The 17652-nt window shown below is 60.2% G+C and carries 17 protein-coding genes; 10 read left to right on the forward strand and 7 right to left on the reverse strand.

Features of this window, described 5'->3' with window-relative positions:
• Positions 1-106: 106 nt before the first annotated feature.
• Positions 107-1957, reverse strand: a complete 1851-nt coding sequence (locus tag AACW87_RS07965; protein WP_103471844.1) for a DUF3413 domain-containing protein — start codon at positions 1955-1957, stop codon at positions 107-109.
• 43 nt (positions 1958-2000) lie between these two features.
• A complete protein-coding gene (locus tag AACW87_RS07970; RefSeq protein ID WP_042034515.1) occupies positions 2001-2228 on the reverse strand; it encodes a YejL family protein in 228 nt (75 codons plus the stop codon).
• A gap of 73 nt (positions 2229-2301) precedes the next feature.
• Between AACW87_RS07970 and yejK the strand changes: the two genes are divergently transcribed.
• The 5 genes from yejK to AACW87_RS07995 all read left to right on the forward strand — a co-directional run bounded on the left by yejK (position 2302) and on the right by AACW87_RS07995 (position 8794).
• Positions 2302-3363 (forward strand): nucleoid-associated protein YejK, encoded by a 1062-nt coding sequence (yejK, locus tag AACW87_RS07975; RefSeq protein WP_043136962.1) that lies wholly within the window; start codon positions 2302-2304, stop codon positions 3361-3363.
• A 395-nt stretch (positions 3364-3758) separates the two neighbouring features.
• A complete protein-coding gene (gene malE, locus AACW87_RS07980; protein WP_043136959.1) occupies positions 3759-4940 on the forward strand; it encodes a maltose/maltodextrin ABC transporter substrate-binding protein MalE in 1182 nt (393 codons plus the stop codon).
• Positions 4941-5015: 75 nt separating this feature from the next.
• Positions 5016-6668 (forward strand): maltose ABC transporter permease MalF, encoded by a 1653-nt coding sequence (gene malF / locus AACW87_RS07985; RefSeq protein WP_043557121.1) that lies wholly within the window; start codon positions 5016-5018, stop codon positions 6666-6668.
• A gap of 12 nt (positions 6669-6680) precedes the next feature.
• Positions 6681-7571: a maltose ABC transporter permease MalG gene (gene malG, locus AACW87_RS07990; RefSeq protein WP_043136954.1), complete on the forward strand. Its 891-nt coding sequence runs from the start codon at positions 6681-6683 to the stop codon at positions 7569-7571.
• Between the two features lie 86 nt (positions 7572-7657).
• Complete coding sequence (locus tag AACW87_RS07995) at positions 7658-8794, forward strand: ABC transporter ATP-binding protein (RefSeq protein ID WP_241324674.1); 1137 nt, start codon at positions 7658-7660, stop codon at positions 8792-8794.
• A gap of 111 nt (positions 8795-8905) precedes the next feature.
• Here the strand turns inward: AACW87_RS07995 and ppk2 are convergent, their stop codons facing one another.
• Positions 8906-9721 (reverse strand): polyphosphate kinase 2, encoded by an 816-nt coding sequence (ppk2, locus tag AACW87_RS08000; protein ID WP_043136951.1) that lies wholly within the window; start codon positions 9719-9721, stop codon positions 8906-8908.
• A gap of 367 nt (positions 9722-10088) precedes the next feature.
• On the opposite strand from ppk2, the gene AACW87_RS08005 reads away from it, so the two are divergent.
• Complete coding sequence (locus AACW87_RS08005) at positions 10089-10889, forward strand: alpha/beta fold hydrolase (protein ID WP_043136935.1); 801 nt, start codon at positions 10089-10091, stop codon at positions 10887-10889.
• A 78-nt stretch (positions 10890-10967) separates the two neighbouring features.
• Here the strand turns inward: AACW87_RS08005 and AACW87_RS08010 are convergent, their stop codons facing one another.
• The 3 genes from AACW87_RS08010 to AACW87_RS08020 all read right to left on the reverse strand — a co-directional run bounded on the left by AACW87_RS08010 (position 10968) and on the right by AACW87_RS08020 (position 13283).
• Positions 10968-11774, reverse strand: coding sequence for a MipA/OmpV family protein (locus AACW87_RS08010; RefSeq protein WP_241324675.1), 807 nt, complete (start codon positions 11772-11774; stop codon positions 10968-10970).
• Positions 11775-11954: 180 nt separating this feature from the next.
• On the reverse strand, positions 11955-13025 hold the full coding sequence (locus AACW87_RS08015) for an AI-2E family transporter (RefSeq protein WP_098984412.1): 1071 nt from the start codon (positions 13023-13025) through the stop codon (positions 11955-11957).
• A gap of 15 nt (positions 13026-13040) precedes the next feature.
• Positions 13041-13283, reverse strand: a complete 243-nt coding sequence (locus AACW87_RS08020) for a sulfurtransferase TusA family protein (protein WP_042865789.1) — start codon at positions 13281-13283, stop codon at positions 13041-13043.
• Positions 13284-13404: 121 nt separating this feature from the next.
• On the opposite strand from AACW87_RS08020, the gene AACW87_RS08025 reads away from it, so the two are divergent.
• Positions 13405-14859, forward strand: a complete 1455-nt coding sequence (locus tag AACW87_RS08025) for a beta-barrel assembly-enhancing protease (RefSeq protein WP_347005396.1) — start codon at positions 13405-13407, stop codon at positions 14857-14859.
• A 146-nt stretch (positions 14860-15005) separates the two neighbouring features.
• On the opposite strand, the gene AACW87_RS08030 is transcribed toward AACW87_RS08025, so the two are convergent.
• Positions 15006-15485 (reverse strand): TlpA family protein disulfide reductase, encoded by a 480-nt coding sequence (locus AACW87_RS08030; protein WP_241324676.1) that lies wholly within the window; start codon positions 15483-15485, stop codon positions 15006-15008.
• A 60-nt stretch (positions 15486-15545) separates the two neighbouring features.
• On the opposite strand from AACW87_RS08030, the gene arsC reads away from it, so the two are divergent.
• From arsC to AACW87_RS08045, 3 genes are all read left to right on the forward strand, one after another.
• Positions 15546-15896 (forward strand): arsenate reductase (glutaredoxin), encoded by a 351-nt coding sequence (gene arsC, locus AACW87_RS08035; RefSeq protein ID WP_043557111.1) that lies wholly within the window; start codon positions 15546-15548, stop codon positions 15894-15896.
• Positions 15893-16288, forward strand: coding sequence for a DUF2069 domain-containing protein (locus AACW87_RS08040; RefSeq protein WP_043136923.1), 396 nt, complete (start codon positions 15893-15895; stop codon positions 16286-16288). The genes arsC and AACW87_RS08040 overlap by 4 nt, the downstream gene beginning before the upstream one ends.
• 288 nt (positions 16289-16576) lie before the next feature.
• Complete coding sequence (locus AACW87_RS08045) at positions 16577-17647, forward strand: linear amide C-N hydrolase (RefSeq protein ID WP_241324677.1); 1071 nt, start codon at positions 16577-16579, stop codon at positions 17645-17647.
• Positions 17648-17652: the final 5 nt, after the last annotated feature.

A 17652-nucleotide genomic window follows, 5' to 3' on the forward strand; every position in this document is an offset into this window, starting at 1 on the left:
ACCGATTGGCTATGAGTGCCGAGGTGTTCTCTTCAGGTTGTGCTGACGGAGACGCAATAAAAAGCCCGCTGCGAGAGCGGGCTGTTCAGTGCGAGCGGGCTTGGCCTCAGGGGGCGCGATAGAAGCGGTTCAGCTCGTTCATCACCTGGATCATGACGCCCATGTCGGGGGTGCCGTGCTTGATGGGTCGGTAGCTGTTGCGCTCCAGCAACTCGAAGTCACCCTGCTTGTTGAAGTGGGTGATGGTGTTGCCCTGATAGATGGCAAAGTCGCGCTGATCTCCCGCCAGCAGCCAGTTGCGCGGGCTGGTGTCGAACAGGTTGCGGCCTATGCTGTAGTCCCGCGCCGGATTGCGTACCCCCAGCATGCTTTGCATCAGGGTCGGCACCAGATCCAGGTGACTGCTCACCTGACTCTGCGGCAGGCTGTCATTGCCCGGCCAGGCCAGCACGAAGGGCACCTGCACCTGATAGGGCGAGTAGTTGGTGCCATAGCCCCAGCTGTTGTTCTGGGTTTCGTTGAACTCCTGACCGTGGTTGGAGGTCACCACGACTATGGTCTGCTCATTGAGCCCCTGCTGTTGCAGCTGGGTCAGCATCTGCTCCAGCAACTGATCGGTATAGAAGACGGTGTTCTTGTAGCGATTCTCCAGCTTTTGCAGGTTCTCGGCCTGATAGGCGGTGGCCGGATTGAACTTGGTCAGCTCGGGCTGGAAGGGCCCCTTGATGTTGGCCGGCAGCTGGTAATCACCCGGGCTCGACAGATAGACCAGCGAGAACCAGGGTCTGTCCGGTGAACGCTTGGCGAGCCATTGCTGCCAGTCGCCGATCAGCTGGTTGTCATCTGTCTGCTCTGAGACGAACACCTGCTTGCGCAGGCCAGAGAGTATGCTCTGGCGATACTTCTGGGCATCTTCCAGCGCGCCGAACAGGCCGAACTGATAGTCCTGGCGCAGCATCTCGTCGAACAGCACAGGCGGTGTCTTGTCGTTGCGAATGTCGTCGTAATAGTGGCCGGGCAGGCCATAGAAGAGGCTGAACATCCCCATCACATCATCGTTGCCGCCACTCATGTGGTTACGGAAGTTGAGGTGCTGATCCGCATAGCGCTGCAGATTGGGCATGTTGATGTTGTTGAGCATGTCGGCCCGCAGCGAGTCCACTACCACGATCAGCAGATTCTTGTGCTCGACGGGGGCATTGACGCTGAGCGGCCGCAGCGGGTAACGCAAGCGGCTCGCGCTGTCGCCGTCCTGGGATTCGGCCTTCTTCTCGTACTGATCCAGATCCAGCCAGCCGTGTTTGGCCAGGAAGCTCTTGGCAGTCATGGGATAGGAGAGCGGGAAGTTGGCGCGCTGCATTGTGATGGGCTGATACAGGGTAGCATCGGCCCAGCTGTTGACCACGTGGGTCAGAATGAAGCAGACCAGCAGCGCCAGTCCCACCTGATTGCCATACTGGCGGCGTTTGCGCTTGTTGATCTTGCGCCACACATAGGCCGACAGCAGCAGTTGCAGCAGGAAGATGGTCGGCACCGCCACGAAGATGATGCTCCAGATCGAGCCCTCCTCGGTCTGGGCCTGATCCAGCAGCAGCTGCCACACCTGACCGTTCAGGTGGAACTTGAACAGCTGGAACACCTGGGTGTCGATGAGCAGCAGCACCAGCGCCAGGGTGGCTATGATGGCCGAAATGAAGCGCAGCGCCTTCTCTTTGGGCAGCACGAAGCTCAACGGAAATACCGTCAACAGATAGGTGACAAAGCTCAGAAACGAGAAGTGACCTATCCAGCTGATGATGAGATAGGTCACGCCGAGCGTGGTCGACGGCCAGCTAATCGCCCCCAGATAGCGGGTGGCAATCAGCATGGCCAGTATGATGTTGAAGAAGGAGAACCAATGCCCCCAGGTGATCAGGCGAGAGACATTATCACGATAGGGGTTGCCGGTTTCGACCATAGTGATCCATCTGCTTTGAGAAACGTCAAAAAAAAGCGGCGATTCAGTGTGCGTCGTGGCGATTGTCGACCGAGGAAGTCAGTGCCTGGACAAATTTTTCAGTGATCGCCTGGCGTTGTGCCGGGGCCATGCCGTTGATGATATTGGTTGTCACGTTACCCAGCACCATCAGGCTGAGGTCGACTGGCGCTTTGTGCTTCTCCAGTACAGTGATCAGGTCATTCATCAGGTCATCAAATTGCTGGTTTGTGTACTTTGATACGATGGGCATAATCTTGGGTTCATCTCGGTTCAAAGCGCCTTATAATACTTCACCCTTTCGGCTAACACTATGGCTTTGTGACATGAGTCTCGATATCGACAAGATCATTCTTCACTCCCTGCGCCAGGGCGGCGATGGTCAACCTCACGCCGACACCCGCAGCCAGACCCTGCCTGCCGATGAGGCGGTACAGGGGCTGATGGCGGAGCTGCATCGCATTTACAACGGCAAGGGTGGCAAGGGCTTCGGCTTCTTTGCCGACCCCGAAGCCGCCGTCGCCGAGCTGGCCGACGGTGAGGACGCCCCCAAGCAGCCTTCTCCCGCTTTTCGCATCGCCCTCGAGCAACTGCTCGGCGAGCAGACTGAATTCGTGCCCTTTTCGGTCAACATGACCCAGCTGCTGGTGAAAAACCTGGTGGATCACGCCCTCGATGAGCAGGGGGTGCTGCTGTTTGCCAAATACAACTACGTCGGGGTCGATTACCTGATGCTTGCCCTGCTGGAAGGCAAGGAGAGCGTCACCGTCAGCGAGGCGCTGGACTTGCGCCATATCCATTATCTGGATATCGGCAAACTCAATCTGGTGGCCCGCATCGATCTGACCGAATGGAAAACCCAGCCGGATTCTCGCCGATATATCACCTTCAGCAAGGGGCGGGTCGGTCGCAAACTGGGCGACTTCTTCATGGATCTGCTGGGTGCCCGCGAGGGGATGGATGCCAAGGTGCAAAATAAGGGCTTGCTGCAGGCGGTGGACGATTATTGCGACAGCCGTCAGCTTGAACCCGCCGAGCGCAACGACTACAAGAAGCAGGTCTTCAAATATTGCACCGAGCAGGCCAGCGCCGGTGAAGAGATCGAAATCAAGGAGCTCTCCGCCGAACTCTCTGCAAAAGAAGCGGGCGAGGGCGACCTCGATTTTTACAGCTTCATCGGCCAGGAGTATGAGCTGGAGGATCGCTTCCCCGCCGATCGCTCCACCCTGCGCGGCCTGACCAAGTTCGTCGGATCCGGCGGTGGGCTGACCCTGAGCTTCGAGCAGAAGTTGCTGAACAGCCGGGTGTTTTACGATCCCCAGACCGACACCCTGACCATTCGTGGCGTGCCGCCCAATCTCAAGGATCAGCTGCTGCGCCAGTCGTAATGTGATCTGCTTTCCATTTTTGGCAAAAAGACACCGCACTTCGCTGCGGTGTCTTTTTATTTAAGGGGGTAAGTCGCATCGAAACCAACTCGGTGCTTTGTTAACAAATTAAACAGAATAACCACCATGAAAGGGTTTTCAATGAGGTGAAAACCCTTTCATTCGTGTTTTTTTATTTCCATTTGGTAATTTAATTTCCATTTTTGGCGAGGAATATGCCAATAAATGGCGATAACCCCCTGAAATAAGAAAATGTTTTCAGAACTTTCTGGAAGAAAATACGTAATTGCATTTCAAAAATGCGAGTTGCGTCATGTGAGGCGGTGACGGCTTGGGATAATATTCATCTCGCACACAATGCTCTTACAGCGCGGAACTAATACAAGGAAAGGCTCATGAAAAAGAAATTGCTGTCATCCCTGATCGGTCTGGCTACTCTGGGCGTGGCTTGCTCTGCCACCGCCGCCATTGACGAAGGTCAACTGACCATCTGGATTAACGGTGACAAGGGATACAATGGTCTGGCTGAAGTCGGCAAGAAGTTTGAAGCCGAAACCGGCATCAAGGTGACGGTTGCTCACCCTGATCAGGTGGAAGTGAAATTCCAGCAAGCCGCTGCCACCGGCAACGGCCCGGACATCTTCTTCTGGGCTCACGACCGTTACGGTGAGTGGGTCAAGGCCGGTCTGCTGGTCCCCGTGACCCCGAACGCAGCCACCAAAGCCAAGTTTGAACAGTTCGCCTGGGATGCCATGGCAGTCGATGGCAAGACCTACGGTTACCCGGTTGCGGTGGAAGCCGTCAGCCTGATTTACAACAAGGATCTGCTGCCTGAGCCGCCGAAGACCTTCGAAGAGATCGCCAAGATTGACGAGACTCTGAAGAAGAACGGCAAGCGCGCCATCATGTGGGCCTATGACACCCCCTATTTCAGCTATCCGCTGGTGGCTGCCAACGGTGGCTACGCCTTCAAGAAAACCGCTACCGGTTATGACGTGAAAGACACCGGCGTGAACAACGCAGGCGCCAAGGCCGGTGTGGGCTACATCTCCGAGATGATCAAATCCGGTCACCTGGAAAAAGGCATCGACTACGGTGTGATGGACGCCAAGTTCAACAAGGGCGAAGTGGCCATGATGATCAACGGTCCCTGGGCCTGGAGCAACCTGGACAAGAGCGGCATCAAGTACGGCGTAGCGCCGCTGCCGACTCTGAACGGCAAGCCGGCCAAAGCCTTCGTTGGCGTATTGGGTGCCACCATCAACGCCGCCAGCCCGAACAAGGATCTGGCCATCGAGTTCCTGGAAAACTATCTGCTGACCGACGCCGGTCTGGCACCGGTGAACGCCGACAAACCGCTGGGCGCCGTGGCACTGAAGTCCTTCCAGAAGACCCTGGAATCCGATGCCAACATCAAGGCGACCATGCAAAACGCCCAGAATGGCGAGCCTATGCCGTCCGTGCCTGAGATGAGCCGTTTCTGGTCTTCCTTCGAAACTGCCCTCAAGAACGTGACCTCCGGCCGTCAGAGCGTTGACGAAGCCCTGGATACCGCTGCCAAGCGTATCGTTCAGTAAGCATGCACTACCCGGGAGGCCGCAATGGCCTCCCACTCTCTCAAATCTCTCTTGGCGTTATAAAGGTTAATTGGCATGGAAGTAGTACCTTCTATTGAATCCTATGCCGGTCCGAAGGATAAGCACACCTGGCTTAAGTGGACCATCGCTGCTCTGGTAGCCATCCTCAACGGTTATGCGGCCGTGATGATGTACGCCAGCGGTGAGTGGGTATTCGCTCTGCTCGATCTGGTGGTGGTCTCCGTCGGTCTGTATGTCTTCATGAACAAGAAGACCTATGCCCACCGCTATATCTTCCCCGGTGTGGCTGGCATGGTTGTGTTTATCATCTTCCCTCTTGCCTACACGATCGGCATCGCCTTCACCAACTATTCGGGATCCAACTTGCTCTCCCTCGAGCAGGCACGGGATTACCATCTGAAAAAAAGCTACAAGGTGGCGGGCGGTGAGTTCGATTTCACCCTGCTGGGCGGTGAGAACAATCAGTTTCAGCTGCTGCTGAAACAGGACGACCAATCCTTTATCAGTCAACCTGTTTCCCTGATGAACAACAAGGCGCGTGAGCTGGCGACCCGTGAGGGCCGAGTGCAAAGCACCCAGCAAGTGGTCGAACTGCAGCCCTTCACTGGCGAAGCGGCCAGCAAGGCCGCCCCGATCCGTGCCATCGTTGAGCATCGTACTCACCTGAGTGACCTGGATCTGGTCCTGCCGGATGGCGGCACTCACCTGACCCTGAGCAGCCTGCGCAAGTTTGCCGCCCAGAAACAGCAATACACCCGTCTGATGGATGGCGCCGTGCTCAAGTCCGGCGTGGTGATCAAGGACAGCAACCTGCTGCGTGACACCCAGACCGGCGAGCTGATGCTGCCCAATGGCGACACCGGCTTCTATCAATACATCGACGAGCAGGGACAGTTTGTCGGCAAGGGCATGGCCCCCGGTTTCGTGGTGAGCGTGGGGTGGAAAAACTTCGTGCGCATCATGACAGACCCGGGTATCCAGGGTCCCTTCATGCAGATCTTCGTCTGGACCGTGATCTTCTCCGCCGGTTCAGTGGCCTTCACCCTGGCCATCGGCATGGTGATGGCGTGCCTGGTGCAGTGGGAGCAGCTCAGAGGTCGCGGCTTCTACCGGGTCATGCTGATCCTGCCCTACGCGATACCGGCCTTCATCTCCATCCTGGTGTTCAAGGGCTTGTTCAACCAGAACTTCGGCGAGATCAACCTGTTCCTGGAAGCGGCGTTCGGCATCAAGCCGGACTGGTACACCACCCCCTTCCTGGCCAAGGTGATGATCCTCATCGTCAATACCTGGCTCGGCTACCCCTACATGATGATCCTCTGCATGGGCCTGCTCAAGGCCATCCCGGAAGATCTCTATGAGGCGTCCGCCATGGACGGTGCGGGTCCGGTGCAGAACTTCTTCAAGATCACGGTTCCGCTCTTGATGAAGCCGCTCACACCGCTGCTGATCGCATCCTTTGCCTTCAACTTCAACAACTTCGTACTCATACAGTTGTTGACCAACGGGGCACCGGACATCATAGGCGCCAGTACCCCGGCCGGGACCACGGATCTGTTGGTGAACTACACCTACCGGATCGCGTTCCAGGGCTCGGGTGGTCAGGACTACGGTCTGGCCAGTGCCATCGCCACCGCCATCTTCCTGATCGTCGGCGCGCTTGCACTGCTCAACCTGAAATTGTCCAAAGCCGACAAGCAACAGTAAGGAGGCTTCTCAATGGCTATCGTACAACCCAAATCAGTCAAATACCGGGTGTGGGCAACCCACCTGGTCATGTGGGGCTTCCTGGCGCTGATCATCTTCCCGGTGATCATGGTCATCGCCATCTCGTTTCGTAACGGCAACTTCTCGGTGGGGGAGATCATCCCCTCCAATCCGACCCTGGATCACTGGAAGCTGGCGCTCGGCATGTCCATCACCAACGCCGATGGCAGCATAACGCCGCCGCCGTTCCCCGTGCTGACCTGGCTGTGGAACTCCATCAAGATCGCGTGCATCACGGCGCTGATGATAGTGACGCTGTCGACCACCTGTGCCTATGCGTTTGCCCGCCTGCGCTTTCGTGGCAAGCAGACCATATTGCAGGGCATGCTGATCTTCCAGATGTTCCCGGCCGTGCTGGCGCTGGTGGCCATCTATGCGCTGTTCAACAAGATAGGTGACTATGTGCCCTGGCTGGGTCTCAACACCCACGGCGGCCTGATCCTGGCCTACATGGGCGGCATAGCGCTGCACGTGTGGACCATCAAGGGCTACTTCGAGACCATAGACTCTTCGCTTGAAGAAGCGGCTGCCATCGATGGGGCTACCCCCTGGCAGGCGTTCCGCCTGATCCTGTTGCCCCTGTCGGTGCCCATACTGGCGGTGGTGTTCATTCTGGCCTTCATCGGCACCATCACAGAGGTGCCCGTGGCCTCCATCCTGCTGCAGGATGTGAACAACCTGACCCTGGCGGTCGGTGCCCAGCAATACCTCTATCCGCAGAACTATCTGTGGGGTGACTTCGCCGCGGCCGCCGTGCTGTCTGGCCTGCCCATCACAGTGGTGTTCCTGATGGCGCAGCGCTGGCTGGTCGGTGGACTCACTGCCGGTGGCGTGAAAGGTTAACGATTAACGGCTAACGGTTTTAATGGCCGGGGGAGCTGACTCCCCCCGCCATCACGATTTGCACAGATTCAAGAGCGGAGCTCGTCATGGCTGAAGTAGTACTCAACAACGTTCGCAAGAACTACGATCCGGCTGTCCACAAGGACACGCTGCGCAACATCAACCTGGCCATCAAGGAAGGGGAGTTCATCGTCTTCGTCGGCCCGTCCGGCTGCGGCAAGTCCACCCTGCTGCGCATGATCGCAGGCCTGGAGGACATCACCAGCGGTGAGCTGACCATAGGCGGTCGTTACATGAACGACGTGCCGCCGGTGGAGCGCAACGTGGGCATGGTGTTCCAGTCCTATGCCCTCTACCCGCACATGAACATCTACGAGAACATGGCGTTTGGCCTCAAGCTCAAGAAGATGGACAAGGAGAACATCCACAAGCGGGTGATGCGCGCCGCCGAGATCCTGGGGCTTGAGCCCCTGCTGGACAGAAAGCCCAAGGCCCTCTCCGGCGGTCAGCGCCAGCGGGTGGCCATAGGTCGCTCCATAGTCCAGCAGCCCCAGGTATTCCTGTTTGACGAACCCCTGTCGAACCTGGATGCCGCCCTGCGGGTCAAGATGCGCATCGAGATCGCGAAGCTGCACAAGGAGCTCAACTCCACCATCATCTACGTGACCCACGATCAGGTGGAGGCCATGACGCTGGCCAACCGCATAGTGGTGCTGAGCCCGCTCAAGGGCGATGCCGAGACCAACCTGGAGCAGTTCGGCACCCCGCTCGATCTCTACCACAACCCGGACAACAAGTTCGTGGCGGGCTTCATCGGCTCCCCCAAGATGAACTTCCTGGCGGGTGAGTTGCTGGAAATCGGCGAGCAGGAGTGCGTGGTCAAGCTCACTTCCGGCGATACGGTGCGGGCGCGGGTGGATGCCCGTCGCGGCACGGTCGGTGACAAGGTGGAGCTGGGCATTCGCCCCGAGCACCTGGTGACCCTGGATCACCCCCATGCGCACAGCAAGGTGACCGGCGTCGTGCAGGTGGCCGAGCATCTGGGCGCAGAGTCCTTCGTCTATATGGATGTGGATGGCCACGACTTCACCGTCAAGGCGCATTCCGATATCGACGTGGCCACGGGTCAGGCGTACAGCGTCGGCATTCCGGCCGAAGCCTGCTACCTGTTCGATGCCAACGAACAAGCCTTCCCGCGCATGGCTCGCTATGTAAGAGCCTGATGGCGCCGAGGTTTTCCACTAAATTCAATGCCTTTTTGCCGGTCGCAAGACCGGCTTTTTATTGCCTGCCGTTCGGGGCTCGTCCGGCAGGCCTGGCTCCCTGGCCTCTGCTCAGGTCTCCAGCGCGGCCGTGATGTCGGGCACGAAGGTCTGGCTGGTCAGGGGCGGGCGCTCATATCCCTCGGTCTTGATGGGGGGGAGTGTGATGGGCTCGTAGTGGATCGCCTCGTAGGGCACCTTGCTGAGCAGGTGAGCGACGCAGTTGAGGCGGGCCCGGCGCTTGTCGTCCGCCTCCACCACGAACCAAGGACTGTCTTGCGTGTCCGTGTAGGTGAACATGTCATCCTTGGCGCGGGAGTACTCCACCCAGCGCGAACGGGATTGCAGATCCATGGGACTGAACTTCCAGCGTTTGATGGGGGTGTTGATACGCTCCTTGAAGCGCTTCTCCTGCTCCTCGTCCGACACAGAGAACCAGTACTTGATCAGGGTGATCCCCGAGCGGATCAGCATGCGTTCGAACTCGGGGCAGGCGCGCAGAAACTCGCGATACTCGTTGTCGCTGCAAAAGCCCATCACCCGCTCGACCCCTGCCCGGTTGTACCAGGAGCGGTCGAACAGCACCATCTCGCCAGCGGCGGGCAGGTGGGCGGCATAGCGCTGAAAATACCACTGGGATCGCTCCCGATCCGAGGGGGCGGGCAGGGCCGTGACCCGGCAGACCCGGGGGTTGAGGGGCTCGGTGATCGCCTTGATGACACCCCCCTTGCCGGCGGCATCGCGTCCCTCGAACAGCACCACCACTTTCAGCCCCTCCTGCTTGACCCACTCCTGCAGCTTGACCAGCTCCTCCTGCAGGTGGGCGAGGTGGTGCTCGTAGCATTTCTTGTCCAGGCGCGGGCGTTTCTTGCTCTTTTCCTTGGGCATGGCTCTCTCCTTTTTGAGTCCTTTTTGTGCGTCACCCCAGCTTGCACCAGGGAGGCGCCACTGCCAAGGGCGACGTGTTACACTGCCGCCCCGTCAACCGCTGGCAACAGAAACAGAAGAAAACATGAGGCGGTGTATGGCGCTGGTGATGGCCGCCTCATCAGCCGCTGGCAATAGAAAAACATGATGCAGTTTATGGCGATTCATACTGCCGCCTCATCAGCCGCTGGCAATAGAAAAAACATGAAGCCATTTATGGCGATTGATACAGCCGCCTCATCAGCCGCTGGCAATGGAAAAAACATGAAGCCATTTATGGCGATTTGCACTGCCGTCCCATCATCAGCAGTTGGCAACAGGAGAAAACATGAAGCAATTTATGGAGATAGCGGGCCGCCAAATGGCCTATCTGGACGAGGGGCAGGGCCCGGTTCTGTTGTTTGGTCACAGCTACCTGTGGGACAGCGCCATGTGGGCGCCGCAAGTCGCCGCGCTCAAGAGCCAGTACCGCTGCATAGTGCCCGAGCTGTGGGGCCACGGTGATTCCGACCTGCTGCCGGAAGGCCCTTGCACCCTGGCGACCCTGGCGCGGGATCACCTGGCCCTGCTCGACGGCCTCGGCATCGACGAGTGCGTGCTGGTGGGCCTCTCCATCGGTGGCATGTGGGGTGTGGAGCTGACCAGGATGGCGCCAAATCGCATCAAGGGTCTGGTGCTGATGGACAGCTTCGTCGGCCTGGAGCCGCAGATCACCTGCGAACGTTACCTCGGCATGCTGGGCATGATTGGGCAGCTCGGCACCATACCGGCCCTCATCGTCGAGCAGGTGGCGCCGCTGTTCTTTGCCAACCAGCCGGATGTGGCCCTGATGGCCGACTTCAAGGGGCGTCTCGCCGCCTGGCCAGGGGAGAAGATCGCCGCCATGGTGGCGGTGGGGCGCAGCTTCGTGACCCGGGAAGATCGCATCGACTGGCTGGAAGAGATGGCCATGCCTGCGCTGGTGATGACGGGGTGCGAAGACAAGGCACGCCCCGTGCTGGAAGGCTACCTGATGGCCGAGGTGCTGGGTTGCCCCTTCAAGGAGATCCCCGCTGCGGGTCATATCTCGTCGCTGGAGAATCCCGCCTTCGTCAATCAGGCCCTGGCGGCGTTTCTGGCCGACCTCTGATACAGCTACGGCCATGTTGCCAGACCAGGAAGGGAGCCATGGGCTCCCTTCCTGCTTGTGATGGTGTGGCGGCGCGGCTTACCAGATATAGCCGATCCCTAAGCCGGCGTAGAGCTCCCCTTGGTGTTGGACCAGGGGGCTGTTGGCAACCTCCTCGTCATAGCGTTCGTAGTTGGCGGCGAACATGCCGATCCAGTTGGGAGTGAAGCGGTAGCTGGTGACTATGGCCACCATGGGTGAGAGGGTTGCCCCCGTGTCCCATGCCGGTCGCTGCGCCGTGGCCTCGCTCTCGGAAACGCCGCCGAAGTAGTAGTTCGCCAGCTTGCTGCTGCGGATCATCATCCCCATGCCGGGCATGATGAGCAGCCGGTCGCGGATGATGGGAAAGTCGGCCCACAGCAGCAGCTCCTGGCCCTGGCTGCGGCCGGTCACGTCCGTGCTGAGGCGGGTGCTGAGCAGGGCGTAGGGGGTGATCAGGCTGGCTCCCATGCCCCCTTCCAGCTCCCACTTGCGTGGTTCCATGCCGTTGAACTGCGCATATTCGTCGGGATCCAGGTTGCCAAAGCGCAGCCGGCCATAGCCGTAGGCGGCCAGGGTCTCATCCTTGTAGAAGTAGTAGCGGGCCCGATCGCCCAGGTACATGAACTGGTCGCCAAAGTAGATGAAGCCGGGAATGACGTAGCCTGCGGCATCTTGCGCCTGATAGCGCGCATCTCCGCCTATGACCGCCGTCCCCAGCACCAGCCCCTTGGGGACAGGACTGGTGGGGCTGTCGTGGGCGAACACGTCGAGGGAACCCAGATCGATCTCGGCATGGGCCGCGGTACTGAGCAGTGTGAGGGCTGTGAGTGCGCTGGCAAGCCGGCGTGCGCTAGGTAGGGTCATTGTCGCTCGGGCTCCATGAACGTGAGGCGTCCATCCTGGTCGGTTGGCACTGTGAGGCTGGATATTAGCGCACTTTATCAGGGCGCTGACAGCGCCAGCTAGCAGATGTTCAAGATGACACAGGGCATGTCCGAAGAGATGCCCTGTGGGGATGAAGCGGGGGTGCGGGAAGGCGCCTCGTCAGGCTCCTGGCTGGGGGGCGTCATCGCGCTTGGGCCAGGCGTTGAGCACGGCCTTGACCAGGGTGGCGAGGGGAATGGCGAAGAAGACGCCCCAGAATCCCCAGAGCCCGCCAAACACCAGCACGGCTATGATGATGGCCACCGGATGGAGGTTGAGCGCCTCGGAGAAGAGCACGGGCTCCAGCACGTTGCCGGTGAGCACCTGGATCACGGTATAGACCACCATCAGCCAGGTGAATTCTGGGGTCAACCCCCACTGGAACAGGGCCACCATGGCGACCGGTACCGTCACGGCGGCGGCCCCTATGTAGGGAATGAGCACGGAGAAGCCGACCGCCACCGCCAGCAGCACCGAATAGCGCAGCCCCAGCATGGCAAAGGCGCCGTAGCTGATGACCCCGACGATGAGGATCTCGATCACCTTGCCGCGGATGTAGTTGAGGATCTGCTCGTTCATCTCCACCCAGACCCGGTTGACCAGGGTGCGGTTGCGCGGCAGGAAGCGGCGCAGGCTGCCCATCAGCACCTGCTTGTCCTTGAGCATAAAGAACGCCATCAAGGGGACCAGTATGAGGTAGATGAGGATGGCCACCACGTTGACCAGCGAGTTCAGGGAGGCGCTCACCAGCTGCTCGCCACCGGTCAGAATGCGCTGGCGAATGTTGTCTATGATGGTCTCGACCAGGGTCACGTTGATGAGCTCGGGATACTGCTCCGGCAGGGTGCGCACATAGTCCTGGGCATGGGCCAGCATGGAGGGGGACTCCTTGGCCAGGTTGATGCCCTGGCTCACCAGCGTCGGGATCAGGCCCAGGAATGCCATGACCGTCAGGGCGATGAACAACAGCAGGATCAGGCTGGTGCCCAGGGTTCGGGAGAGACCGAGGCGCTGCAGCCGGCTCACCGGCCACTCCAGCAGGTAGGCCATCACCAGCGCCACCAGCAGCGGCGCCAGCAGATCGCCAAACAGCCAGAGCACGGCGAAGCAGGCCACCAGCAACAGGAAGAGGGTGACCGCATCGGGGTCGGAGAAGCGGGTCTGATACCAGCGTTTGAGCACATCTAACATGACAGCATCCTTTCGTTACCGGGGCTCATGATGGTGCTGTGCCCCGACGACCAACTGCAAAGAGAGCGTATTGTCCTGCGCCTGCTGCACAGTGAAGGGGTGACCCTGACGTTGCAGATAGGCCGGAATGTCCTGCCGGGAGCCGGCATCGGCCAGCCGAATGGTCACGGTTTGACCGCTTTTGGCCTCCCTTAGCCAGAGCTTGAGCCGGATCAGCGGTTCGGGGCAGCGCCAGGGGGTCAGATCGAGGTGTTCCATGAGGGCTCCAGCAGGCGTGAGGCGGCTATTATGGTCGTGATGAGAGCACGAAACAACGCTTGTAGCCCTTGAGGGGCAAGGGTATTCTGCCGAGGCCCCTTCTGATGGAGATAGAGATAACGTGGCACGCTTTTCCCCCCTGATGGCATCGCTTCCCCTGCTGGCTTCCCTGATGGGTGCCACCTTCCATGCCCAGGCGAACAACCAGCTTCCCGACATAGGCACCGCCGGGGTGGCCGCCCTGCCCATCGAGCAGGAAGTGCGCTATGGCAACGCCTTCATGCGTTTCGCCCGGGCCGGCCTGCCGATCATAGATGATCCCGTGCTGAGCCAGTACATAGACGATCTCGGCCAGCGGCTGCTCTCCAACGCCGATGGGGTACGTTTCCCGTTTACCTTCTTCCTCATCAATGACCCCAGCATCAACGCGGCCGCCTTCCTGGGCGGACGGGTCAAGGTGCACACAGGCCTGTTCCTCTACGCCGACAGCGAGAGCGAGCTGGCCTCGGTGCTGGCGCACGAAATCACCCACGTGACCCAGCGCCACATAGCCCGCTACATGGAAGCGCAGGCAAGCAGCTCCGCCATGACCCTGGCCGGGCTGGTGGGCTCCATCGCGCTGGCGGTGATCAACCCCACCGCCGGTATCGCCGCCCTGCAGACCACGCTCGGCCTCTCCATGCAGTCGGCCATCAACTACACCCGCGATAACGAGTACGAAGCGGACCGGATCGGCATGAAGACCCTGTATGACGCAGGCTTCGATCCCATGGGCATGGCCAACTTCTTCCAGAAACTGGCGGCCGAGTATCGTTACGCCAGCAAGCCGCCCGAGATGCTGCTGACTCACCCGTTGCCCGAGACCCGGATCTCCGAGGCCCGTGGCCGCGCCTCCAGCTATGCTCGCCGCAACCTGCCCCCCAGCCTCGACTTCTGGCTGGCCAAGGTGCGCATTCAGGTGCGCTATGGCACCGAGAGCCCGCAGGCGCTGCTCAGCTATTTCGACAACCGCCTGCAGAAAGGGGATTACCCGCTCAAGGATGCGGCCACCTACGGCAAGGCGCTGGCGCTGTTGCAGCTCAAGCGCACCGACGAGGCCGACACCCTGATGCAGGAGCTGGCGAGCCGTCACCCGGAAGATCTGTTCGTGGTGGATGCCCTCACCGACATCGATCTCGCCAAGGGGCGCAGCGCCCAGGCCATCGCCCGGCTGGAGAAGTTCCGCACCCGCATGCCGGACAACGAAGTGGTGGTGGTCAATCTCGGCAACGCCTATCTGGAAGGGGGCAACTACAAGAAGTCCATCGCCATCCTGGACCCCTATGCCCGCGAGCACGAAGAGAACAACCTGGCCTGGAGCCTGCTCTCCGATGCCTATCGCAAGGCGGGACGGATGACGGACCTGCACATGGCGCGGGCCGAGATGCTCTCCCTGCGTGGGGATTATCAGGCTGCCATCGACGAGCTGATCGTGGCCCGTGGCACCACCAGCGACAAGCTGACCCTGGCTAGGCTGGAGGCACGCATCACTGAGCTGGAACGGGCGAAGAAGGATCTCGACAGCCTGAAGGGGTGATGCAGCAGAGGTGCGGTGAAACAGGGTGTGCCAGCAATGGGACACCCTGTTTCCTTTTCCACCGGTACCCTGGCGTCGTGCAGGTCAATCCCGTCCGTCGTGTGTGGGTGTGATGGGCCCCTTACTTGCCAAGGAGAGGGGGCGCCCTAGCGAACCGCCGCAGCCTGATCCTTGAGGGTGGCAATCTGCTGCGCATCGAGTTCGCCGACGATCGTCTGTTGCAGCTTGCCCTCTGCGTCGAGCAGATAGCTGGTGGGCAGCCCGGTCGGGTGGGGGAAAGGCAGGCTTGCCGTGTCATTGGCGATCAACAGCGGCAGGCTGACCCGGTAGCGGCTCGCCAGTGCCGCCAGCTCGGCCGGGGTGGCCGGATCATAGTGGATGGCCACCACGGCGAGGGAGCCCTCCTGTGCCAGCGTCTCCAGCAGCGGCAACTCTCGCAGGCAGGGGGCGCACCAGGGGGCGAAGTAGTTGATCAAGAGCGGCTTGCCGGCAAACTGGGCCAGTGCCACCGGCTGGCCCTGGCCGTTGGTGAATTCGGGCGCCGGGGTGCAGGCGCTCAGCAGACCGGCCACAATCAGCCAACAAATTCGTTTCAATTCCTTTCCAGTGCCGCTTACCCTGACCATCAGTTTCCCCTACAATAGCGCCGTTTCTTGTCCCATCTTGCGATCAATCAGGGAGTTACCATGAGCGAGACCCAAATTTACCACAATCCGCGCTGCTCAAAGAGCCGTGAAACCCTGGCCCTGCTGGAGCAGCACGGGATCGCCCCTGATGTGGTGCTCTATCTGGAGCAGGCCCCGAGCGAGGCGCAAATCCGCACCCTGCTGAGCCAGCTCGGCTTCACCGATCCGCGCCAGCTGATGCGCACCAAGGAAGAGCTCTACAAGGAGCTGGGGCTGGGAGAGGTGAACGGCGATGCCCTTATTCGCGCCATGCATCAGCACCCCAAGCTGATCGAGCGCCCCATCGTCATCAAGGATGGTCAGGCCCGCATCGGCCGTCCGCCCGAGCAGGTGCTGGAGATCCTCAAGTGAGCACCCGCTTCGCCCGTCTGCTGACCCTGGTCGGCTTCTTTGGCCTGCTGGGCTGGGTCATCCTCTGGCATCTGTGGCTCTCGCCCCACCCTGAGCTCAACCCCTGGCTGCTGCCGGTGATCTGGACTGTGCCGCTGCTGTTCCCGCTCAAGGGAATCGTGCAGGGCAACCCCTACACCCACGCCTGGGGCAACTTCGTGCTGATGCCCTATTTCCTGCACGCCCTGACCCTGATCACCACGGACGAGGGAGAGCGTTGGCTGGCGGTGGTGGAGCTGGTATTCACCATACTCGCCTTCGTCGGCACCATCTATTACGCCCGCCTGCGTGGCCGTGAGCTGGGGCTCAGCATCCGCAAGAAGAAGGGTGAGCCGTCACAGCAAGAGAAATGAGACCTGCGTCAGCGCGCCTCTATCTGCAAACCGGACCCTGGGTCCGGTTTTTTTATGGGTGCGCAGCCCCGACACGACCGGGGTTGACATGACAGCGGCTGGGCCAAAAGCCTGCTGGCAACGCAGATGCCAGGTGTATCTCGCTGATCTTGCTGTAACTATGTCGACATGATCACATCTTGGCCGCAGCGAGGTGGGAGCGTGGCAGGCGGCTGACTATCCTCATTAAGCTCCCATACAGCGGTAGCCGTTAGCCTGTCGCTTTCACCAGCCTGAGTGATGCATCCTATGAAACGCCAATCCAGCCCCCTGTTCCAGAAAACCCTGTTGGCATTGACCATGGCCCTGTCGGTTAGCTCGCTGGCCGATGCCTGCACCCGCGCCGTTTATCAGGGCGACGGCGGTCTGGTGGTAACCGGCCGCACCATGGACTGGCGCGCCGCCATGCCGACCAACCTCTGGGCCTTGCCGCGTGGCATCGATCGGAGCGGGGCGGCCGGTCCGCACTCCATGACGTGGAACGCGCGCTATGGCTCCCTGGTCGCCGCGGGGTTTGACGCGGGTACCGCCGATGGCATGAACGAAAAGGGGCTGGTGGCCAATTTGCTCTATCTGACCGAGTCCGAGTATGTGACTCCGAGCGACAAGGATCCGCGCAAGACGCTCTCCATCTCCCTCTGGGCCCAGTATGTGCTGGACAATTTTGCCACCGTCACCGAGGCGGTCGCCGCCTTGTCGAAGGACGAGTTCTATGTGGTGACCACTCTGACGCCGGATGGCAAGCCGGGCCAGCTGCACCTCTCCATCTCGGATGCCAGCGGTGACTCGGCCATTTTCCAGTACGTGGATGGCAAGTTGCAGATCCACCACGACCGCAGCTATCAGGTGATGACCAACTCCCCCGTTTTCGACAAGCAGCTGGCACTCAACGAGTACTGGGAGGAGATAGGCGGGCTCATCATGCTGCCGGGCACCAACCGTTCGGCGGATCGTTTCGCCCGGGCCTCTTTTTATATCAAGACCCTGCCCAAGACGGATCAGGCCAATGAGGCCGTTGCCGGTGTGATGAGCGTGATGCGCAACGTCTCGGTGCCCATGGGGATCAGTACACAGGATCAACCCAACATCTCCACCACCCTTTGGCGCAGCGTGTCGGATCAACAGCATCGCCGCTACTTCTTCGAGCTGACTCATTTGCCCAACACCTTCTGGGTGAGCATGGATCAGCTGGATCTGAGTGCGGGCGCCCCGGTCAAGAAACTCCCGCTGACCGAGCGTCAACTCTATGCGGGCGAAACGGCGGACAAGTTTGTGCCGGCCAAGGCGTTCACCTTCCTGCCTGCCACGCCAGGGGCCTGATGAAG

It is taken from the genome of Aeromonas sp. MR7, from assembly GCF_963899385.1.
GTDB lineage: Bacteria > Pseudomonadota > Gammaproteobacteria > Enterobacterales > Aeromonadaceae > Aeromonas > Aeromonas bestiarum.

Bases quoted from the DNA above. Each gene is read 5' to 3' on its own strand.
- AACW87_RS07965 (WP_103471844.1), bottom strand. From the start codon at position 1,957: ATGGTCGAAACCGGCAACCCCTATCGTGATAATGTCTCTCGCCTGATC.
- AACW87_RS07970 (WP_042034515.1), bottom strand. From the start codon at position 2,228: ATGCCCATCGTATCAAAGTACACAAACCAGCAATTTGATGACCTGATG.
- yejK (WP_043136962.1), top strand. From the start codon at position 2,302: ATGAGTCTCGATATCGACAAGATCATTCTTCACTCCCTGCGCCAGGGC.
- malE (WP_043136959.1), top strand. From the start codon at position 3,759: ATGAAAAAGAAATTGCTGTCATCCCTGATCGGTCTGGCTACTCTGGGC.
- malF (WP_043557121.1), top strand. From the start codon at position 5,016: ATGGAAGTAGTACCTTCTATTGAATCCTATGCCGGTCCGAAGGATAAG.
- malG (WP_043136954.1), top strand. From the start codon at position 6,681: ATGGCTATCGTACAACCCAAATCAGTCAAATACCGGGTGTGGGCAACC.
- AACW87_RS07995 (WP_241324674.1), top strand. From the start codon at position 7,658: ATGGCTGAAGTAGTACTCAACAACGTTCGCAAGAACTACGATCCGGCT.
- ppk2 (WP_043136951.1), bottom strand. From the start codon at position 9,721: ATGCCCAAGGAAAAGAGCAAGAAACGCCCGCGCCTGGACAAGAAATGC.
- AACW87_RS08005 (WP_043136935.1), top strand. From the start codon at position 10,089: ATGAAGCAATTTATGGAGATAGCGGGCCGCCAAATGGCCTATCTGGAC.
- AACW87_RS08010 (WP_241324675.1), bottom strand. From the start codon at position 11,774: ATGACCCTACCTAGCGCACGCCGGCTTGCCAGCGCACTCACAGCCCTC.
- AACW87_RS08015 (WP_098984412.1), bottom strand. From the start codon at position 13,025: ATGTTAGATGTGCTCAAACGCTGGTATCAGACCCGCTTCTCCGACCCC.
- AACW87_RS08020 (WP_042865789.1), bottom strand. From the start codon at position 13,283: ATGGAACACCTCGATCTGACCCCCTGGCGCTGCCCCGAACCGCTGATC.
- AACW87_RS08030 (WP_241324676.1), bottom strand. From the start codon at position 15,485: ATGGTCAGGGTAAGCGGCACTGGAAAGGAATTGAAACGAATTTGTTGG.
- arsC (WP_043557111.1), top strand. From the start codon at position 15,546: ATGAGCGAGACCCAAATTTACCACAATCCGCGCTGCTCAAAGAGCCGT.
- AACW87_RS08045 (WP_241324677.1), top strand. From the start codon at position 16,577: ATGAAACGCCAATCCAGCCCCCTGTTCCAGAAAACCCTGTTGGCATTG.